An 18395-nucleotide genomic window follows, 5' to 3' on the forward strand; every position below is an offset into this window, starting at 1 on the left:
GGTTGCCTGCCGACCCCGTTTCCCCATCTTCAATGTATTGCGTCAGGGAGGATTACTCATGAAGACACTCGCCCTTGGTCTCGCCGCAGCGCTCGCCTTGGCGCTGCCGGCACAGGCCCAGTCCAAATATCCTGAGCGGCCGATCACCATGATCGTCCCCTTCGCGGCCGGCGGCCCGACCGACATCATCGCCCGCATCGTCAGCGAGAACATGTCGAAGACGCTCGGCCAGCAGATCGTGGTCGAGAACGTCGCCGGCGCCGGCGGCACCACCGGCATCACCCGCGCAGTAACGGCTGCGCCGGATGGGTACACCATCGCGATGGGGCATCTGGGTACTTTCTCGGCTGCCCCGGCCACCTATCCCGGCCTGAAATACGATCCGATCAACGGCATGCAGACGATCGGCCTCGCCGGCGGCACGCCGATCCTGATCGTCGCCAAGAAGGCCTTCGCGCCGAAGGACCTCAAGGAGTTCGTCACCTTCGTGAAGGCGAACGCCGACAAGGTGAACGAGGCCCATGCCGGCGTCGGCTCGGTGTCGTGGACGACCTGCACCCTGCTCAAGGGCCAGCTTGGCGTGCCGAAGCTGAACTCGGTCGCCTATCGCGGCACGGGCCCGGCGCTGAACGACCTCGTCTCCGGCCAGGTCGACTTCATGTGCGACCAGATCGTCAGCGTCGCCGAGCAGATCAAGGCCGGCACGATCAAGGCCTACGCCGTCGCCTCGGCGGCGCGCTCGCCGGCCCTGCCCGATGTCCCGACGACCAAGGAAGCCGGGCTGCCCGAGTACCAGATCGAGGCCTGGAATGGCATCGCCGCGCCGAAGGGCCTGCCGAAGGAGGCCGTCGACAAGCTGGTCGACGCGCTCGACAAGGCGCTGAACGACGAGACCGTCAAGAAGCGCCTGCTCGACCTCGGCACCGTGCTGCCGACCAAGGAAGAGCGCACGCCAGCCGGCTTCGCCGCGCTGATCAAGCGCGACGCCGACAAGCTCTCGCCGGTTCTGTCGGCTGCGCCGAAGCAGTGAGCGCCAGACGCATGCACCCATGGACGGCGGGCCTCGTGCCCGCCGTTTTCTTTTGCGCCGCCCACTCTACGATGCAGCATGCATCGCATCACCCTGCCTGTCTCCTCGCTCACCGCCGAAGCCTTCGCTCCCTATGGCCGCGTCCTGTCTCCCTCGGGAGCGCGCGACACCGGCCGCGAGGGCTACGACATCTGGATCCAGCCCTTCGCCGCCGAGAGCCGGCCGCGGCTGCAGATCGTGCGCTATCATGCGCGCCCCTTCGTCGTCGCTCTGATCGAGCGGCATCTCCACGTCTCCGAAGCCCGCCAGCCACTGGGCGGGCCGCCAGCGATCATCGTCGTCGCCGAAGCGTCCGAGTTGCCGCCGCGGCCGGAGACGCTACGGGCCTTCCGGCTCGATGGCGAAGGTGTGCTGTTCCATCGCGGCACCTGGCACGCAATCGATGCCTATCCCGAGCACGGCAGCCATGCCGACTTCCTGTTCATGTCGGAGGAGGCGACCGTGAATGAACTGTTCGACAATCCCGGGCGCACGCCCCAACGCACTCAGGTTCACGATTTTCGAGCTGCCGGAATCGAGCTCGTGATCGATACCAACGCCTTGTTCGAAAAGGTGAATCCCTAACCGGTTGTCATGATCGTTCACAGCTCGTGACCGCCCTTGCGGAACCGTGCCGGAGCTTTGCCGTTCCTTTTGCCGAGGTTTCCACTCTGGAAGGAGAACGGACATGTTCAAGAAGCTTGCTCTCGTGACTGCCCTCGCCATCGTTCCGGCGGCGGCCTTCGCTCAGAATCCGGACGGCGCCCAGGGCGGCGCGGCCAGCGGTATCGTCGGCGGCGCGACCGCGGGTGCTGTCGGCGGCGCCGTGGTCGGCGGCCCGGTCGGCGCAGTCGCCGGTGCTGTCGGTGGCGCGGTGGTCGGCGGGTTCACCGGCGCAGTGATCGGCGACAACGCCCCGCGTTTCCGCACCTATGTCGTCGAGCAGCGCGTGCCGTCTTACACCTATGCCGAGCCTGTGGTGGTCGGCACCGTGCTGCCGCAGCAGGGCGTGGTCTATCGCGAGGTGCCGGCCGAGTTCGGCGAGCGCGCCAGCGGCTATCGCTACACCGTGGTGAACAACCGCGCCGTGCTGGTCGAGCCGCAGACCCGTCGCGTGGTCCAGATCATCGAGTGATTTCGGTTGATCCGCTTGCCGCTCGCGTCATCACGGCCTGAGTGACCATCCGGATCGTCGAGCCCGCCCCGGCAACGGGGCGGGCTTTTATGATGTCAGTTGGACAGCGGCAGCCATAGCCGCCGGTCGAAGGCGAAGGGTTGCGTCGAGACGATACGGATCGCGGCTGCGGCGGGGTGAGCGGGATTGACCAGGTAATTGAAGCTTTGCGGCGCGATGAAGGACGGCACCTTCAGGACCGGCTCCCCGGCACGGACGAGCCAGATATCGCCGAAAGCTGTGGGATCGTCGGGCGCAAGTTCGAGCGCAGCAGCCGACACGTCGCCCAGTTCCATCTCGATCAGCACATAATCATGCGGAAGGAGATCGGGCTCGAGATCGAGATGGACGCGGACTTCGAGGATGGCGAGCGCCGGATTCTCGGCCGTGTAGAGCATCGCCCGGCCCGGCGAATTCCAGCGCCCGCCATAAAGACGCGCTCCTTCACCAGTCAGATCGGCAAAGGGCGCGCGGCTGACGCGCCAGACTCGCATCAGACCGCGATGCCGTGCGCGATCCGGCCCAGCAGCACTTCGACCGCATTCGCGCCCTCGCCGGTGTCGAGCAGCGCCAGCGGCTTCTCGCCGTCGAGCGCGCTGGTCGGACGACGCAGCCAGCGGCCGGCCTTTTCCTGCGATCCGAAGGTGTCCTCAGCCTCGGCGATGACACGGGCGGCGCGCACCAGACGATCGGACTGCTCGCTGGTCAGCGTCCCGATCTTGCGGCGATGGCTCAGGGTCTTGCGCGGCAGCACGACCTCGTCGATCTCGGCCAGGGTCATCCGGCCTGTCGCAATGACATGCTCGACCGTCCCGACCGGGAAACCGCGACGCACGGCCGCGATCAGTTCGAGGCTGGTGTCGACGGGCGCGCCGATCACCTTGGGACCGCCGACGACCTCGATGGCGCGCAGCGCAGTCATGAAACCCTCCTGGCGATATGCCCCCAAGATAGGCGCATATCGCCAAAATTTCAATGGAGCGCGTCAGCGCGTCCCGAACATCCGGTCGCCGGCATCGCCGAGGCCGGGAACGATATAGCCGTGATCGTTGAGGCGCTCGTCGATCGCCGCCGTCCAGATGCGGACATCCGGGTGGGCGTCGCGCATGCGGGCGATGCCTTCGGGCGCCGCCAGCAGGCAGACGAAGCGCAGATCCTTGGCGCCGCGCTCCTTCAGCCGGTCGACCGCCGCGACCGCCGAGTTCGCCGTCGCCAGCATCGGGTCCATCACCACGATCATGCGGTCGGCGATGTCGGAGGGCGCCTTGAAATAGTACTCGACCGCCTGCAGCGTCTGCGGGTCGCGATAGAGGCCGATATGGGCGACGCGGGCGGCGGGGACGAGCTCGAGCATGCCGTCGAGGAAGCCGACGCCGGCGCGCAGGATCGGCGCGAAGACCAGCTTCTTGCCGGAGATCACCGGCTGCATCGATTTTTGCAGCGGCGTCTCGATCTCGATCATCTCGGTCGGCAGGTCGCGCGTGACCTCGTAGCAGAGCAGCATGCCGATCTCGTTCAGCAGCTGGCGGAAGCTCTTGGTCGAGCGGTCCTTCTCGCGCATCAGCGTCAGCTTGTGCTGCACCAGCGGGTGGTCGACGACGGTGACGCCGTTAGCGCTCGTGGCCATGCAATCCTGATCCCCTTCGTCTTCTTGTCTTTGTCTAGAATACCGTGCCGTCGCTGACGATGGTCAAGGGCGGTCCGCCACCTTCGCGCTTCTCGCGGGCGATGCGGCGGCCGGCCGCCCAGGTCCCGCCCTCCAGCACCTTGGCGAGCGGCAGTTGCTCGGCGGTCATTCCAAGCTCAGCGCGAACCAGGTCGCCGATCCGGTCGAGCAGTGCAACCGTCAGAGCCCGCCACTCCACGACGAGCTGCGAGCCGACCTCATGGCCGCGCACCGCGTCGGCGGGGTCCTTCAGCTCAAGCACGCCGAGATCGAGCAGCAAGCCACCATTGCGATATTCCGGCAGTCCGGTGAGATCATCGATGCCGACGACCTGGATGCCGGCCCATTGCAGCGGCTCGATCAGCGAATAGCTCAGCCATTGCGAGAGCTTGTGGAAGGGCACGATGCCCGCCGTGACTTCAGCCGGGGCGATCAGCGGGTGCTTCCAGCTGTCGCCGAGCGCGATGCCGGCATAACTCAGGCGTGAGGGCCAGATGCCGCCCAGCACCTCCAGCACCTGCGAGAGAATGTAGGCGGCGCGGATCGAGCGGCCCTCGGCGGCTTCGACCAGCTGGTCGAACAAGTCGCCCGGACGGGTGAGTCCGTGCCTCTCCAGCTCCTCGCCAAGGCGATTGAGCAGCGCCGCGCGGCCTTCGAGACCGACGAGCGGGTTTGTATCGGAGACCTGGAAGCCTGCCGCCAATGCCTCAACGTCGAGATGTTCAAGCGCAGCAACATCGACCCGCAGCGGATCGGCGGGATCACTGGAGAAGGCGCCGGCGGCGAACATGTCAAGCGAGGCCAGCGCCAGCCCTTCCGAGCGGCCGATGCTCTGGCCAGTGACCGCGTCGCGATAGCGCCAGTCGGCGCCGGCGCCGGCATCGAGCAGGACACTGACGACGCCGAGATCATAGGCGGCGCGGCCCCGCGCCCGGGCATCGACGAACTGCGCCTTGGCGTCGAGCACCTGCCAGCGATCCATGCCGGCGATGACGAAATGGCGCCAGCGGGCATGGAACGGGATGTCGAGCGTCGGATAGTTCTGGCGGATCGTCTCCAGCACATAGGCGGCACAGGCGGCCAATCGCTCGGGATGGACGCTGAAATGCGTCAGCTTGCCGGCAAGGCCGAGCCGCAGCATCTCATGGGCGCGTTCGCGGACGGCAGCCGGCTTCAGCAGCAAGCGGACGGCTTCGGGGTTGGAGTCAGGCATATCGGACCAGTCGGCAAGATGGGGAGCGCACCCCTCCCCCTTGCGGGGAGGGGTAGGGATGGGGGGCGTAAAGTCCGAACGGAATGCCAATCGAGGTGCTTGCATCGCTTCTACAAGTACAAGCCGCGTTGCACCCAGTCGGACGCCCCCCATCCCCATGCCCTTCCCCACAAGGGGGCAGGGAGGAGCGAAACCTGCGCCGCCGCAACGTTGATATCTCGAAAGCAGCCGCCACCATTCAGAACTTCTCGAGGTCGCGGCCGACAGTGGCCTTGAGGGCGTTGTCGCCGGGGGTGCCGTCCGGCGAATAGTAGCCCGCCGCCTTCTTGGCCTCGATCTCGACCGAAGCATCGGGCGGGATCAGCTCGGGCGGGATCGCGACGCGCTCGCCGATCTCGATGCCGCTCTCGACCATGGCGTCGTATTTCATGTTCGACATCGACATCAGCCGGTCGATCTTCTTGACGCCGAGCCAGTGCAGCACATCCGGCATCAATTGCTGGAAGCGGGCATCCTGGACGCCGGCGACGCATTCGGTGCGCTCGAAATAGGTCGCGGCGGAATCGCCGCCCTCCTGGCGCTTGCGGGCGTTGTAGACGAGGAACTTGGTGACTTCGCCGAGCGCCCTGCCCTCCTTGCGGTTGTAGACGATCAGGCCGACGCCGCCTCCTTGCGCCTCCTTCACGGCTTCCTCGATGCCATGCACCAGATAGGGCCGGCAGGTGCAGATGTCGGAGCCGAACACGTCGGAGCCGTTGCACTCGTCATGGACGCGGCAGGCCAGCGTTTTCCTGGGGTCGGCGATCGCCGAGACCTCGCCGATGACATAGGCGGTGATCGAGCCGATCGGCGGCAGGAAGACCTTGAGGTCGGGCCGCGTCACCAGTTCCGGATACATGCCACCGGTCTGCTCGAACAGCGTGCGGCGCAGTTCGTTCTCGGTGGTGCCGAAGCGGTCGGCGATACCCGGCAGGTGCCAGACCGGGTCGACCGCTATCTTGGTGACGCTGATGTCGCCGGAGCCGTGCAGGATGGCCCCATCGGCCTGGAGGCGATGGCCGGCCATGGCGGCGAGGATCTCGGGCAGGTTGAGCCGCGCCTTGGTGACCGCGATGGTCGGGCGGATGTCGATGCCCTCGCCGATCCATTTGCCGAAGTCCTGGGCGACGCGGTGGCCGAACGGATCGAGCGAGACGATCCGGCCGGGATCGAACCATTGCGGCTGCGGCAGGATGTCGGAGGTCGGGTGGGTGTTGGTCAGGTCCGGGCGCTGCGCCGGGTTCATGGCGCGGGCGGAGATGGCGAGGGCGCGATAGACCGAATAGGAGCCGCCATGGGCGCCGATGACGTTGCGGTCGGCCGGGTTGGTGGTCGAGGCGATGACCGGGCCACGCTCCTCCGGCGTTGCGGCGCCCCATTGGATCGGGAAGCGGGCGGCGGCGCTGCCAGGCTCGGGATGCGAGGTCAGGCGGATATGGCTGGTGCGGTTTTGCGACGTCATCGCGATGATCGCTTGATCTCGAACGGGAAAGGGCCCCGGGACGGGTCGCGTCCGGGGCCCTCTGGACCAATGGGAGTCTGGATCAGCGCGGGATTTTCGTCAATTGCTCCAATCATCGCGCCCGCCCCCCGGCATCGTGGCCGGTCCTGGTCCGGCCACCCGCACCGGCCGCGATCGAGCGCCGGCTCAGTACGGCTGCCCACCGTTCGGCGGACAGGACGCGGGCCCCTTCCCTAGAAGACCGCGAGATAGCGCAGCAGCGAGAGAATACCGATGAGAATGACGATGATCTGGATGATGTTCTTGATATTGCCGTCCACCGGCAGCATCCGCACCAGGTAAAGCACGAGGGCAATCACCAGGATGGTGATCAAAAGCGAAATCAGAATGCTCATGGCTCAAATCCTCTTATCGCGGCCGAAAGCCGGCCCCCCGAGGCGCTCATTGCGACGCGTTCGCAAAGAGCGATCTCGGGCAAGAGAACGTCGAGCCCTGGGAAAAAGTTCCGGAAGGGTAGCTGGCTGAGGGGTTGGGAGTAGCCGCCAATATCGTCATGGTCGGGCTTGTCCCGACCATCCACGTCTTCGCCTGGCTGATCGAGTGACGTGTTCAAGACGTGGATGCTCGCCGCAAGGGCGAGCATGACGGAGGTCACGCGTCATTCTCGGGCGGAGCGAAGCGCGGACCCGAGAATCTCAGGACGAGCATGCGCCGACCAGAGCCCCCTCCAGCCCGAGATGCTCGGGTCAAGCCCGAGCATGACGCGAGCTTACCCCGCGATCCGCGAGAAGTCCGCGACGGCGCGCGTCGCCTCGCGCAACTGGTTCAGGAGCTTGAGGCGGTTGGCGCGCAGGGCCGGATCGGGATCGTTGACCGTGACCTTGTCGAAGAAGGCATCCACCGCTGGCCGGAGCTCGGCGAGCGCCGCCATGGCGCCCTCATAGTCCTCGGCCGCGATGGCGGCTTCCGCCTTCGGCGTCGCCTGCGCGAGCGCGACCGCGAGCGCCTTCTCCTCGATCAGCCCGGCAGCGGCGATGAGCTGGAGATCGGCCTTGGCCGCAAAAGCGCCCTCGCCGTCCTTCTTCTCCTCAGCCTTGAGGATGTTGGCAGCGCGCTTGTAGCCGGCGAGCAGGCTCTTGCCGTCCTCGGTCTCGAGGAAGCGGCCGAGCGCCGCGACGCGGCGAGTGATGAGCAGGAGGTCGTCATTGGCCGACGCGCCCTCGCCCAGCACCGCATCGACGAGATCATGCCGTGCGCCCTGGTCGCGCAGCATCACCTTCAGGCGGTCGTGGAAGAAGGAGAGGAGGTCGATGCTTTCCTTGTTGACCAGACGCCCACACCAGTTCGTCATAGCGTGCGCGGAAGAACCGGCACTGTCTTGGGCGAGCCTGACGAAGTGCTTGTCCAACAGCGGCACCAAGCTACGCTTGAGATTGTTCTCCACAACCAACCGAATGACACCCAGCGCCGCTCTCCGCAGCGCATAGGGGTCCTTGCTGCCGGTCGGCTTCTCGTCGATCGCCCAGAAGCCGACGAGCGTGTCGAGCTTGTCGGCGAGCGCCACCGCCACCGAAACCGGATCGGTCGGGATACGATCGGAGGGGCCGAGCGGTTTGTAGTGCTCCTCGATCGCGGCGGCGACCGACGCATTCTCGCCCTGCAGTTCCGCGTATTTGCGGCCCATCAGCCCCTGCAGTTCCGGGAACTCGCCGACCATCTCGGTCGGCAGGTCGGCCTTGGCCAGCTTGGCGGCGCGCTCGGCCAGCGCCGGATCGGCGCCGACGATCGGCGCCAGCTCCTTCGCCAGCGCGGCGATGCGCTGGACGCGCTCGCCCTGCGTGCCGAGCTTGGCGTGGAAGACGACGCCGAGCTTGTCGAGCTTGGCCATGCGCTGGTCGAGCGGCTTCGACAGATCGAGGCCGAGCTTGTCGGCGCTCTCCTTCAACGTATCGAGATCGGGCAGCGGGCCGCGATCGGTCTGCCAGAAATAGGCGGCGTCGGAGAGGCGCGCCCGGACGACGCGGCCATTGCCGGCGGTGATCGCCTGGCCGCCATCGCTGGCCATCAGGTTCGAGACCGGGATGAAGCGGTTGGCGAGCTCGCCCGTCGCGGGATCGCGCAGCACGAAGCATTTCTGGTTGGCGCGGATGGTGGCGCGGATCGCCTCGCCGGGAATCTCGAGGAAGCGTTCCTCGAAATCGCCCATCAGCACGACCGGCCATTCGACCAGGCCGGCGACCTCCTCCAGCAGTCCCTCGTCCTCGACCAGTTCGAGACCGGCGGCGAAGGCGAGGTTCCTGGCGTCGGCCAGGATGATCTCCTTGCGGCGATCGGCATCGAGCACGACCTTGGCCCGCTCCAGGCTCGGGACATAGTCGTCGAAGCGCTTGACCGTGATCGGGCCGGGCGCATGGAAGCGGTGGCCATAGGTGACGTTGCCCGACTTGATGCCGTCGACCTCGAAGGGCACGACCTCCGGCTCCTCGGTCTCGGCGCCGAAGGTGCAGAGGATCGAATGCAGCGGGCGGACCCAGCGCAGCGAACCACTCTCGGCCGAGGCCTTGCCCCAGCGCATCGACTTCGGCCAGGGGAACGACCGGATCACCGCAGGCACGATCTCGGCGATGGCCTGCACCGTCTCCTGGCCGGGCTTCTCGATCACGGCGACGTAAGAGTCGCCCTTCTTGGGATCGCTGACGATGGTCGCCTGGTCGAGCGAGGCAAGCCCCGCCGCCTTGAGGAAGCCCTGCACGGCGGCCTCGGGCGCGCCGACGCGCGGGCCTTTCCGCTCCTCGCGGACATCGCGGCCGCGAACGGGGAGGCCGGCAATGGTGAGCGCCAGCCGGCGCGGCGTCGCGAAGGCCTTGGCGCCCTCATAGGTCAGACCGCGCTCGACCAGCGCATCGGTGACGAGCTTCTTCAGGTCCTCAGCCGCCTTGCGCTGCATGCGGGCGGGGATCTCTTCCGAGAAGAGTTCGAGCAGGAGATCAGGCATCAGTGGGCTCCCCCGCCGGCGGTCTTCAGCCAGGCGGCGCCGCAGGCCTTGGCGAGTTCGCGCACGCGCAGGATGTAGCTCTGGCGCTCGGTGACCGAGATCACGCCGCGCGCATCGAGCAGGTTGAAGACATGGCTCGCCTTGATGCACTGATCATAGGCCGGCAGAGCGAGCTTGTGGCTCTGGTCGTTACTGGCGGCATCGGCCTCACCGGCGGCGAGCAGCGCCTTGCACTCGGCTTCGGCATCGCTGAAGTGCCGGAACAGCACCTCGGTATTGGCGTACTCGAAATTGTGTCGGGAAAACTCCTGCTCGGCCTGCAGGAAGACGTCGCCATAGCTGATGCGATCCTCGCCTTCGAGACCGTTGAAGTTGAGGTCGTAGACGTTCTCGACACCCTGGACATACATGGCGAGGCGTTCGAGCCCATAGGTCAATTCACCCGCCACGGGGGCGCATTCGACGCCGGCGACCTGCTGGAAGTAAGTGAACTGGCTGACCTCCATGCCGTCGCACCAGCATTCCCAGCCGAGGCCCCAGGCGCCGAGCGTCGGGCTCTCCCAGTCGTCCTCGACGAAGCGGACATCGTGCAAAGCGAGATCGACGCCGATCGCCTTGAGCGAGTCGAGATAGAGCTGCTGCAGGTCCGGCGGCGACGGCTTCAGGATCACCTGGAACTGGTAGTAGTGCTGCAGCCGGTTAGGGTTCTCGCCATAGCGGCCGTCCTTCGGCCGGCGAGAAGGCTGGACATAGGCCGCCTTCCAGGGCTTCGGGCCAAGCGCACGCAGCGTCGTCGCCGGGTGGAAGGTGCCGGCGCCGACCTCCATGTCATAGGGCTGGAGGACGACGCAGCCACGCTCGGCCCAGAAGCGCTGCAAGGTCAGCAGCAGGCCCTGGAAAGAGCGGGTCGGGTTCATGGGGTCGGAGGACGCGGCCAAGGGCATCAGCCTTTTAAACTGTCAAAAACATGCGGCGTGATTAGGGGCTGGCGGCGCCAACGGTCAAGCGCCGGGCCCTATTTCAGGCCATGAACGGCGCATGAACCCTTCGGCAAGGATCGCATTCATATACCCGCGGCTATTGTCGCCTCATCGAACGGTCCGCGGCATTCGGGGCGAGTGCTTGAGACGGGCCGATGCGACAAGCAGGAGTATGCACATGCTGTCGAACCGTATCGCCGCCGCCCTGTTCGGTGCCGGCGCCCTCCTTGTCACCGGCCTCTCTGTCGCCCCGGCCAGTGCCGCGCCGATCGCGGCCGGCGCGCCCGCCGCCTCGACGGGCGCCGGGCTGGTCGAGCAGGTCCAGTATTATGGCCGGCCCTATTACGGCCCGCGCCGTTATTATGGCCGCCCGGTCTATCGTCCGCGCTGCTATTTCGTCGATCGCCGGGTCTGGAACGGCTATCGCTGGGTGATCCGCCCGGTACGCGTCTGCCGCTGAGCCGGGCCCCTAGGCGAGCAATGCCTCGCCCCGGTGGAGCGCTTCGCTGAAGGCGGTGAAGCGCCCATCCGCGCCATTGAGAACGAGAGCCGGCAGCAGCGCTGCCGGCTTTTTGCTGCCGAGGCGGGCGGAGACGATCACCCGGATCGCCGCGCGCTCGGCCTGGCTGTGGACCGGGCGAATCTCGACCGCGCCGAACCCGGTCTCCAGTCCTGTGAGAATCGCTGCCAAGGCCTCGGCGCGATGGATGATGCTGACGCCGCCGCCCGGTTTCAGCAGATGGCGCACAGTCTTCAGCCAATCTCCTAGCGATTGCCCCGCGACATGCGCCACGCGCCGATTGGCGACAGGAGAGGCACGCACCTCGCCTGATTCGAAAAAGGGCGGATTCATCGCGACCCAGGCAACCGATGCCGCCGACAGCCCTGCGCGTGCGAGATCGCCGTTCCGCTCGCCGATCGTTCCCACAACAGCCCGGGCACGCCCGTCCAGCCCGTTCAGCCCGGCATTGCGGGCCGCCAGCGCGGCCAGCTCCGGATCGCGCTCGACCAGAACCACATCGAGCGCCGGCTGGCGCAGCGCGACGCTGAGCCCGACCGTGCCGACGCCGGCGCCGAAATCGGCGAGCGGCCCCTCGCCCAGTTCCGGTATCGCCGCGGCGAGCAGGATCGCATCCGACCCGGCCCGATGCCCCTTCACCGGCTGCAGCAGCCGCAGCCGGCCGCCGAGCAGGCGGTCTTCGGCGATCTCCCCAAGAGCGACTGGCTCAGCCGCGGACGATTCCGTCATGACGAAGCGGCAGGGCGCAGCTCGCCGCCATAGCCGGCCTCGATCAACAATGCGCGAGCGCGTTTGCTGTCTTGCTCGCGCACCAGCAGGCGGCGCGGAAAGGCGCCGATCATGCCTTCGAGCGCGCTCATGTGCTGATCGGCGATCAGGCAATCGAGATTGGCCGAGGCCAGGAGAGCCTCGATGGCGCCGAGCAGGACGATGTCGTTGGAGCGGACGAGTTCGTGCATGCCGCCATGGAGCCCGGCGGGCCGGTTCGGCGCAAGCGCAAAGATCGTCACTGCGGGCAGCGACGCCGCAACGCAGCGTCAAACTGCTGCGCCGCGAAAGGATTGCCGGGGCTGGCCACGCATGCGACCTTTGTGGCAAGGGCAAGGACGCGCGGATGCGCGAGGGCAAGGCCGGAGTTTGCGCGTGGGCGTCGTCGTAGCTTTCGAAGACAAGGATACCAGCCAGGGCGGCATCGAGCCGCTGGTCGGGTTGACGCGCGCCGACATGGAGCGAGTCAACGCGATGATCCTGTCGCGCACCGGCTCCGAGGTCACGATGATCCCGGAGGTCGCGAACCATCTGATCTCTTCCGGCGGCAAGCGCCTGCGGCCGATGCTGACGCTGGCGACGGCAGCGCTGTGCGGCTATCGCGGCGAGGGCCATGTCAAGCTCGCGGCCAGCGTCGAGTTCATGCACACGGCGACGTTGCTGCACGACGACGTCGTCGACGAGAGCGATATGCGCCGCGGCAAGGCCGCCGCCCGCATGCTCTGGGGCAATGAAGCGAGCGTGCTGGTCGGCGACTTCCTGCTCGGCCAGGCCTTCAAGATGATGGTCGAAGTCGGCTCGCTGCGCGCGCTCGACATCCTCTCCACCGCCGCGGCCGTGATCGCCGAGGGCGAGGTGATGCAGCTCGCCGCAGCCAAGAACACCGAGACCACCGAGGACGAATACCTCGCCGTGATCCGCGGCAAGACCGCCGAGCTCTTCGCTGCCGCCTGCGAGGTCGGGCCGGTGATTGCCGGCTCGTCAAAGGGCGAGGCCGCCGCCTGCCGCAGCTACGGGCTCAATCTCGGCATCGCCTTCCAGCTCGTCGACGACGCGCTCGACTATGGCGGCTCCTCGGGCCAGCTCGGCAAGAATGTCGGCGACGACTTCCGCGAGGGCAAGATCACCCTGCCGGTGGTGCTCTCCTTCCGCCGCGGCAACGAGGAAGAGCGCGCCTTCTGGCGCCGCACCTTGCAGCAGGGCGAGGTCCGCGACGGCGACCTCGAGGAGGCGCAAGCGCTGATGCGCAAGCATGGGGCGCTGGCCGACACGATCGAGCGCGCCCGCCACTACGCCAAGATGGCGAAGGACGCGCTCGGCCTGTTCCCGTCATCGCCGATGAAGCAGGCGCTCAACGACGCAGTCGATTTCTGCGTGGCGCGGGCGCACTAAGGCGGGGGCATCATCTCAACACTGTCGGCTTCATCCACCAGCCGGGCTGCTGCTTAGCCAAGAGCTTCCCCGCCTCAGCGCTGGCGCGGCAATCGTCGAACAGCGCAAAGCAGGTCGCGCCCGAGCCCGACATCCGAGCCAGGCGACAGCCGGGCGTGGCCGACAGCGCCGACAGCACCTCTCCGATAACAGGCGCCACCGCGCGCGCCGGCGCTTGGAGATCGTTACCGGAAGCGGCCAGAGCGACGATCAACGACGCTGGGGTCGCAGGTGAGGACCCATCTGCATCGAACGCCGCGACACCACCCGCGTATTCCTGCCCTGCCTGAAGACCGAGCGTGCGGAACACCGGTGCCGTCTCGACCGCCATTCCGGGATTGACCAGCAGCGCGAACAGCCGCGGCAAGCGCAGCGGCGGACCGAGCCTTTCGCCGATGCCGCGCATCATGCGGGCGCGCGCCTCCAGGCAGACCGGGACATCGGCGCCGATCCGGCCGGCGGCGGCGAGCAGCGCCGGATGCGACGGCGGCAGATCGTTGAGCCGCGCCAGCAAGCGTAAGGCAGCGGCGGCATCCGCCGAGCCGCCGCCTATCCCCGAGGCGACAGGGAGGCGCTTGACGAGATGGAAGCGGCCGGAGCGCAGGCCGGCGATCTCTTCGCGCAGGACGCGTTCGGCCTTGAGGACGAGGTTGTCGTCGCCGCTCGACAGCCCGGCGGCGAAGGGGCCGGAAACTTGCACCCCGGCAGGCTCGCCCGGCGTCAGGCTCAGCTCGTCGCCGACACCGGCGAAGGCGACGAGGCTGTCGAGCTCATGATAGCCGTCAGCCCGGCGGCCGAGGACACGTAAGGTGAGATTGACCTTAGCCGGGGCGCGGGTCGTCAATGGGAGCAGCATGTCGTTACGCCATGATTCCGAGGGCGTGAGCCCGGACGCTTGGAACCACCACGCTGGTCCAATTCGTCATGCTCGCCCTTGTGGCGAGCATCCACGTCTCGAGCACCCCCCGTGCCTGAAGGAAGACGTGGATGGGTCGGGACAAGCCCGACCATGACGAGAAAGCGCGGAGCGATGAAAGCTCAGCCGCCATCCTTCTTCGGCTCGGCCGCATTGGCCGAGGGCGCCGGATCTTCCAGACCCTTCTCAATCTTGCGCTGGATGCGAGCCAGGTCTTCCGGCTCAGGCCCGAGATCGCGGGCATAGTTCCACTGGTAGCGTGCCTCGAGATAGCGACCGGTCTTCCAGTAGACATCGCCGAGATGGTCGTTGATCACCGGATCGGAGGGGCGCAGCTCCATCGCCTTCTCAAGTTCCGTCACCGCCTCGTCGTAGCGGCCGAGCCGGTAATGCGCCCAGCCGAGCGAGTCGATGATGTAGCCGTCGCGGGGCCGCAGCTCGACGGCGCGGCGCAACATGCCGAGCGCCTCTTCGAGCTTGAGGTTCTGGTCGACCAGCGAATAGCCGAGATAGTTGAGCACCAGCGCGCGCTCGCGGCCGAGAGCCTCGGGCATCAGCTCCAGCGCCTTGCGCAGGTCGGCCTCGGCCTGGGGCCATTTCTTGATGCGCTCATAGGCGATGCCGCGCGAGTAGAAGAGGTCCCAATTGGAGCGGCCGGGCGTGCCAAGCTTGGCGACCGCCTTGTCATAGGTCGCAGCCGCCTCCTCGAAGCGCTTGCGCGAGCGATAGATGTTGCCCAGGGCCGAGGTCGCGTCGATGTCGTCGGGCCGCGCCGCGATGATCCCCTCGAGGTGTTTGACCGCCTCCTCGGTCTTGCCGAGCTGTTCGAGGCCGAGGCCGATCTGGATGTCGGCGACCGGCCGCAGCGGCGAATTCTCCGGCATGCGGCGGTAGACCTGGACGGCGTCCTCGGTCTGCTTGGCGCGCTCCAGGATGTCGGCCAATGTCAGCACAGCGAGGTCGTGGCCGGGGTCGAGATAGACGGCGAAACGCAGATAGAGCAGCGCGGTCGCCTCGTCGCCCTGCAATATCCCGGCGCTGGCGAGGCCGTAGAGCACCTCGGCCGCGCCCTGCTGGGTGTTGCCGACGATGCGCTGCAGCGGCTCCTTGCTGCTGACCTTGGCGATGGCGTCGCGCACCACCGGGTGGTTCGGGCGCACGCGCTGCTCGAAATCGTTCAGCGTCGCCAGGGCCGCCTCGCTGTCCCCCGAGCGTGCCTGCTGGCGCGCCCAGAGATCGACGAGGCGCAGATTGGTCTTCTCGGCGTCATAAGCCGCCTTGAGCCGGCGATTCGCGTCGTTGCGGCGGCCGGCGATGTCGAGGATCAGCCCGGCATGGAAATCGCGGAAACGATCGAAGGTCGCTTCGCCCTTGAGGCGCTCCAGCGTGTCGATGGCGCGATTGGTCTCGCCAGAGCCGGAATAGGCCCAGGCGGCGAGCAGGGTCGCGGTGATGTCGGCGGAACGGCCGCGACCGCCGCGCTGCAGCTGATTGCGGGCGGCGGCATAGTTCTTCTGCTTCAGTGCGCGCACGCCGAGGGCGAGCTGGGCGAGGCCGTTGGTGGCGTCGCGCTGGATCAGCTTCTCGGCGGCACGGAAGGTTTCGTTCATCGCGCCGTCGGCGAGGAAGGCGACGAAGCCGCGTTCGAGCAGTTCGCTGTTCTGCGGATCGTTCTTGATCGCCTCGCGCAGATAGATCGAGGCGGCGCCGAGATCGCGGGCCGAGCCGGCGACCACCGCGGCCAGGTAATTGCCTTCGAGGCTTTCGGCCGGCTCGAACTTCTCGACCGGGCGCGCCTGCGCGAATGCCGGCATGCCGACATGCAAGCCCGCGATAAACGCCAGCACCAAAGCGGCGCTACGGCCATCAATCTGAAACGTCACGTTCGACTTTCTCCCTCGGTCCGCCCCGGCGCCGGGGACTGGTCCGTGGACGGGACCGTGACCTGAACGATTAGGCCGCCAACATGGCCGTTTCCAGGCCTGCCGACAAGTCCGACGTCGGGCTGCGCGAGCGACGTCACGCTGACGTGAAAGCGCCATCGACGGCCTTGAGCGGCAGTTGGAACGATAGATTTCCGTAAAGCAAATCGGCATAGAATTCGTCGTCGCGGATATTCGCGACGATTCGTTTAGGACACTTCAAATGAAGAAGGTCTCGCTCGCTCTCGCTGCGGTCCTGACGCTCGCCGGCATCGCTGGCGGCTGCGCCACCAAGGAGCCCGAGAAGCCCGCTCCGATCGTCCGCAAGGGCTGATTCGTCGCCATATCCGGCACCAAGACAAAGGCCGCGCCGAACAGATTCGGCGCGGCCTTTATTATTGAGCATTTCTGCCGAACACTGTCACATGTTCGAGTAGTTCGGCCCACCCGCGCCTTCCGGCACCGTCCAGGTGATGTTCTGGGCGGGGTCCTTGATGTCGCAGGTCTTACAGTGCACGCAGTTCTGCGCGTTGATCACGAAGCGCGGCAGAGACTGCTTCTCCGGATCGGCATAGACGACCTCGTAGACGCCGGCCGGGCAATAGAGCCGCGCCGGCTCGCCATAGATCGGCAGGTTCTGCAGCACCGGCACGTTCGGGTCGGTCAGCTTGAGATGGGCCGGCTGATCCTCCTCGTGATTCGTCGCCGAGAGGAAGACCGAGGAGAGCTTGTCGAAGGAGATCTTGCCGTCGGGCTTGGGGTAGACGATCGGCGTGACCATGCCGATCGGCTTCAGCGTGGCATGGTCGGGCTTGCCGTGCTTCAGCGTGCCGAAGGGCGACCAGCCGAAGAGCTGGTTCAGCCACATGTCGACGCCGCCGAGCATGACGCCGCCGATCGTGCCGAGCTTCGACCAGAGCGGCTTGACGTTGCGCACGAGCTTGAGGTCGCGGCCGATCTCGGAGGCGCGCCAGCTCTCCTCGATCCCGTCGACCACGTCATGGGATCTGCCCGCCGCCAGCGCCGGCACGAGATGCTCGGCCGCGAGCATGCCCGACAGGATGGCGTTGTGGCTGCCCTTGATGCGCGGCACGTTGACGAAGCCGGCCGAGCAACCGATCAGCGCACCGCCCGGGAAGACCAGCTTCGGCACCGACTGCCAGCCGCCCTCGGTGATGGCGCGCGAGCCATAGGAGAGGCGCTTGGCGCCCTCGAAGACGTCGCGGATCATCGGATGGGTCTTGAAGCGCTGGAACTCGTCGAAAGGCGACAGCGTCGGGTTGGAATAGTTCAGGTGGACAACGAAGCCGACCGAGACGAGGTTGTCGTCGAAATGGTAGAGGAAGGAGCCGCCGCCGGTCGACATGTCGAGCGGCCAGCCGAAGGAGTGCTGGACCAGCCCCTTCTTGAACTTCTCCGGCTTGACCTGCCAGATCTCCTTGAGACCGATGCCGTATTTCTGCGGTTCGCGGCCCTCGTCCAGGGCAAAGCGCCTGATTGCGATCTTGGAGAGCGAGCCGCGGGCGCCCTCGCCGAGCAGGGTGTAGCGGCCGCGCAGCTCCATGCCGCGGGTGAAGCGGTCGGAGACCGTGCCGTCCTTGGCGATGCCCATGTCGCCGGTGGCGATGCCGGCGACCGAGCCATCCTCATTGTAGAGCAACTCGGCGGCGGCAAAGCCCGGATAGATCTCGACGCCGAGCGCCTCGGCCTGCGCCGCGAGATAGCGGGCGACAAGGCCGAGCGAGCCGACGAAGTTGCCGTGGTTGTTCATCAGCTTCGGCATGGCGAAGTTCGGCAGGCGCGCCCCGCCGGCCGGGCCGAGGAAATAGAAGACGTCCTCGGTCACCTGCGTATGCAGCGGGCGAGCCTCGTCCTCGCGCCAATCCGGCAGCAGCTTGTCGAGGCCGATCGGATCGATGACCGCGCCGGAGAGGATATGCGCGCCGACCTCGGAGCCCTTCTCGACCACGACGACCGAGATGCTCTCGTCGAGCTGCTTCAGCCGGATCGCGGCGGCGAGCCCGGCCGGGCCGGCACCGACGATGACGACGTCATAATCCATGCTCTCGCGCGGCGTGCTCTGTGCTTCCTTCAGATCCATGCTGCCCTCCACCCCGCGCCGTCTTCGCATCATTAGATAGTTTATATATGAACTATCTTGATCAACCCGCCAAGCGCTGCCCCGGGGCTGATTGGAATTCCTCTATCCGGGGCTCCCGCTCATTTTGCAACAGCGAACG

At 66.8% G+C, this 18395-nt stretch carries 18 protein-coding genes; 5 read left to right on the forward strand and 13 right to left on the reverse strand.

Translation table 11 applies throughout. The features are described 5' to 3' along the window. Window positions 1-58: 58 nt before the first annotated feature. From BMZ69_RS05510 to BMZ69_RS05520, 3 genes are all read left to right on the forward strand, one after another. Window positions 59-1030: a tripartite tricarboxylate transporter substrate-binding protein gene (locus BMZ69_RS05510; RefSeq protein ID WP_092155566.1), complete on the forward strand. Its 972-nt coding sequence runs from the start codon at window positions 59-61 to the stop codon at window positions 1028-1030. Between the two features lie 78 nt (window positions 1031-1108). Next, on the forward strand, window positions 1109-1654 hold the full coding sequence (locus BMZ69_RS05515) for an ureidoglycolate lyase (RefSeq protein WP_092155567.1): 546 nt from the start codon (window positions 1109-1111) through the stop codon (window positions 1652-1654). A gap of 103 nt (window positions 1655-1757) precedes the next feature. After that, entirely contained in the window at window positions 1758-2204 is a 447-nt protein-coding gene (locus BMZ69_RS05520) for a DUF1236 domain-containing protein (protein ID WP_092155568.1), read from the forward strand. A 95-nt stretch (window positions 2205-2299) separates the two neighbouring features. Here BMZ69_RS05520 and BMZ69_RS05525 read toward each other — a convergent pair whose 3' ends face one another. The 8 genes from BMZ69_RS05525 to BMZ69_RS05565 all read right to left on the reverse strand — a co-directional run bounded on the left by BMZ69_RS05525 (window position 2300) and on the right by BMZ69_RS05565 (window position 10535). After that, complete coding sequence (locus BMZ69_RS05525) at window positions 2300-2737, reverse strand: RES family NAD+ phosphorylase (protein WP_092155569.1); 438 nt, start codon at window positions 2735-2737, stop codon at window positions 2300-2302. Continuing rightward, window positions 2737-3165, reverse strand: a complete 429-nt coding sequence (locus BMZ69_RS05530) for a type II RES/Xre toxin-antitoxin system antitoxin (protein ID WP_092155570.1) — start codon at window positions 3163-3165, stop codon at window positions 2737-2739. The genes BMZ69_RS05525 and BMZ69_RS05530 overlap by 1 nt, the downstream gene beginning before the upstream one ends. A 63-nt stretch (window positions 3166-3228) precedes the next feature. Beyond that, entirely contained in the window at window positions 3229-3870 is a 642-nt protein-coding gene (upp, locus tag BMZ69_RS05535) for a uracil phosphoribosyltransferase (RefSeq protein WP_092155571.1), read from the reverse strand. Window positions 3871-3904: 34 nt separating this feature from the next. Then, window positions 3905-5122 carry a URC4/urg3 family protein gene (locus tag BMZ69_RS05540; RefSeq protein ID WP_092155572.1) on the reverse strand — a complete coding sequence of 406 codons (1218 nt, stop codon included), beginning with the start codon at window positions 5120-5122 and terminating at the stop codon, window positions 3905-3907. Between the two features lie 238 nt (window positions 5123-5360). After that, entirely contained in the window at window positions 5361-6623 is a 1263-nt protein-coding gene (locus tag BMZ69_RS05545) for a GTP cyclohydrolase II (protein WP_092155573.1), read from the reverse strand. Window positions 6624-6856: 233 nt separating this feature from the next. Next, window positions 6857-7018 (reverse strand): Thivi_2564 family membrane protein, encoded by a 162-nt coding sequence (locus BMZ69_RS31500; RefSeq protein ID WP_092155574.1) that lies wholly within the window; start codon window positions 7016-7018, stop codon window positions 6857-6859. Between the two features lie 374 nt (window positions 7019-7392). Further along, complete coding sequence (gene glyS / locus BMZ69_RS05560) at window positions 7393-9618, reverse strand: glycine--tRNA ligase subunit beta (protein WP_092155576.1); 2226 nt, start codon at window positions 9616-9618, stop codon at window positions 7393-7395. Further along, the gene (locus BMZ69_RS05565) at window positions 9618-10535 is read right to left on the reverse strand and encodes a glycine--tRNA ligase subunit alpha (protein ID WP_092155577.1); all 918 of its coding nucleotides are present in this window, start codon (window positions 10533-10535) and stop codon (window positions 9618-9620) included. The genes glyS and BMZ69_RS05565 overlap by 1 nt, the downstream gene beginning before the upstream one ends. Window positions 10536-10776: 241 nt before the next feature. On the opposite strand from BMZ69_RS05565, the gene BMZ69_RS05570 reads away from it, so the two are divergent. Next, window positions 10777-11058, forward strand: a complete 282-nt coding sequence (locus BMZ69_RS05570; protein ID WP_092155578.1) for a hypothetical protein — start codon at window positions 10777-10779, stop codon at window positions 11056-11058. Between the two features lie 9 nt (window positions 11059-11067). Here BMZ69_RS05570 and BMZ69_RS05575 read toward each other — a convergent pair whose 3' ends face one another. Both BMZ69_RS05575 and BMZ69_RS05580 read right to left on the reverse strand, forming a co-directional pair. Further along, window positions 11068-11847 carry a tRNA1(Val) (adenine(37)-N6)-methyltransferase gene (locus BMZ69_RS05575; protein ID WP_092155579.1) on the reverse strand — a complete coding sequence of 260 codons (780 nt, stop codon included), beginning with the start codon at window positions 11845-11847 and terminating at the stop codon, window positions 11068-11070. Then, a complete protein-coding gene (locus BMZ69_RS05580; RefSeq protein WP_092155830.1) occupies window positions 11844-12077 on the reverse strand; it encodes a putative signal transducing protein in 234 nt (77 codons plus the stop codon). The genes BMZ69_RS05575 and BMZ69_RS05580 overlap by 4 nt, the downstream gene beginning before the upstream one ends. Before the next feature lie 184 nt (window positions 12078-12261). Between BMZ69_RS05580 and BMZ69_RS05585 the strand changes: the two genes are divergently transcribed. Next, entirely contained in the window at window positions 12262-13278 is a 1017-nt protein-coding gene (locus BMZ69_RS05585; RefSeq protein WP_244543223.1) for a polyprenyl synthetase family protein, read from the forward strand. 10 nt (window positions 13279-13288) lie between these two features. Here BMZ69_RS05585 and BMZ69_RS05590 read toward each other — a convergent pair whose 3' ends face one another. From BMZ69_RS05590 to BMZ69_RS05605, 3 genes are all read right to left on the reverse strand, one after another. After that, on the reverse strand, window positions 13289-14173 hold the full coding sequence (locus BMZ69_RS05590) for a 4-(cytidine 5'-diphospho)-2-C-methyl-D-erythritol kinase (protein WP_092155581.1): 885 nt from the start codon (window positions 14171-14173) through the stop codon (window positions 13289-13291). A gap of 182 nt (window positions 14174-14355) precedes the next feature. Then, complete coding sequence (locus BMZ69_RS05600) at window positions 14356-16116, reverse strand: tetratricopeptide repeat protein (protein WP_244543224.1); 1761 nt, start codon at window positions 16114-16116, stop codon at window positions 14356-14358. Between the two features lie 460 nt (window positions 16117-16576). Continuing rightward, entirely contained in the window at window positions 16577-18256 is a 1680-nt protein-coding gene (locus tag BMZ69_RS05605; protein WP_244543225.1) for an electron transfer flavoprotein-ubiquinone oxidoreductase, read from the reverse strand. Window positions 18257-18395 lie beyond the last annotated feature (139 nt).

It is taken from the genome of Allobosea sp. CRIB-10 (assembly GCF_900112185.1).
GTDB lineage: Bacteria > Pseudomonadota > Alphaproteobacteria > Rhizobiales > Beijerinckiaceae > Allobosea.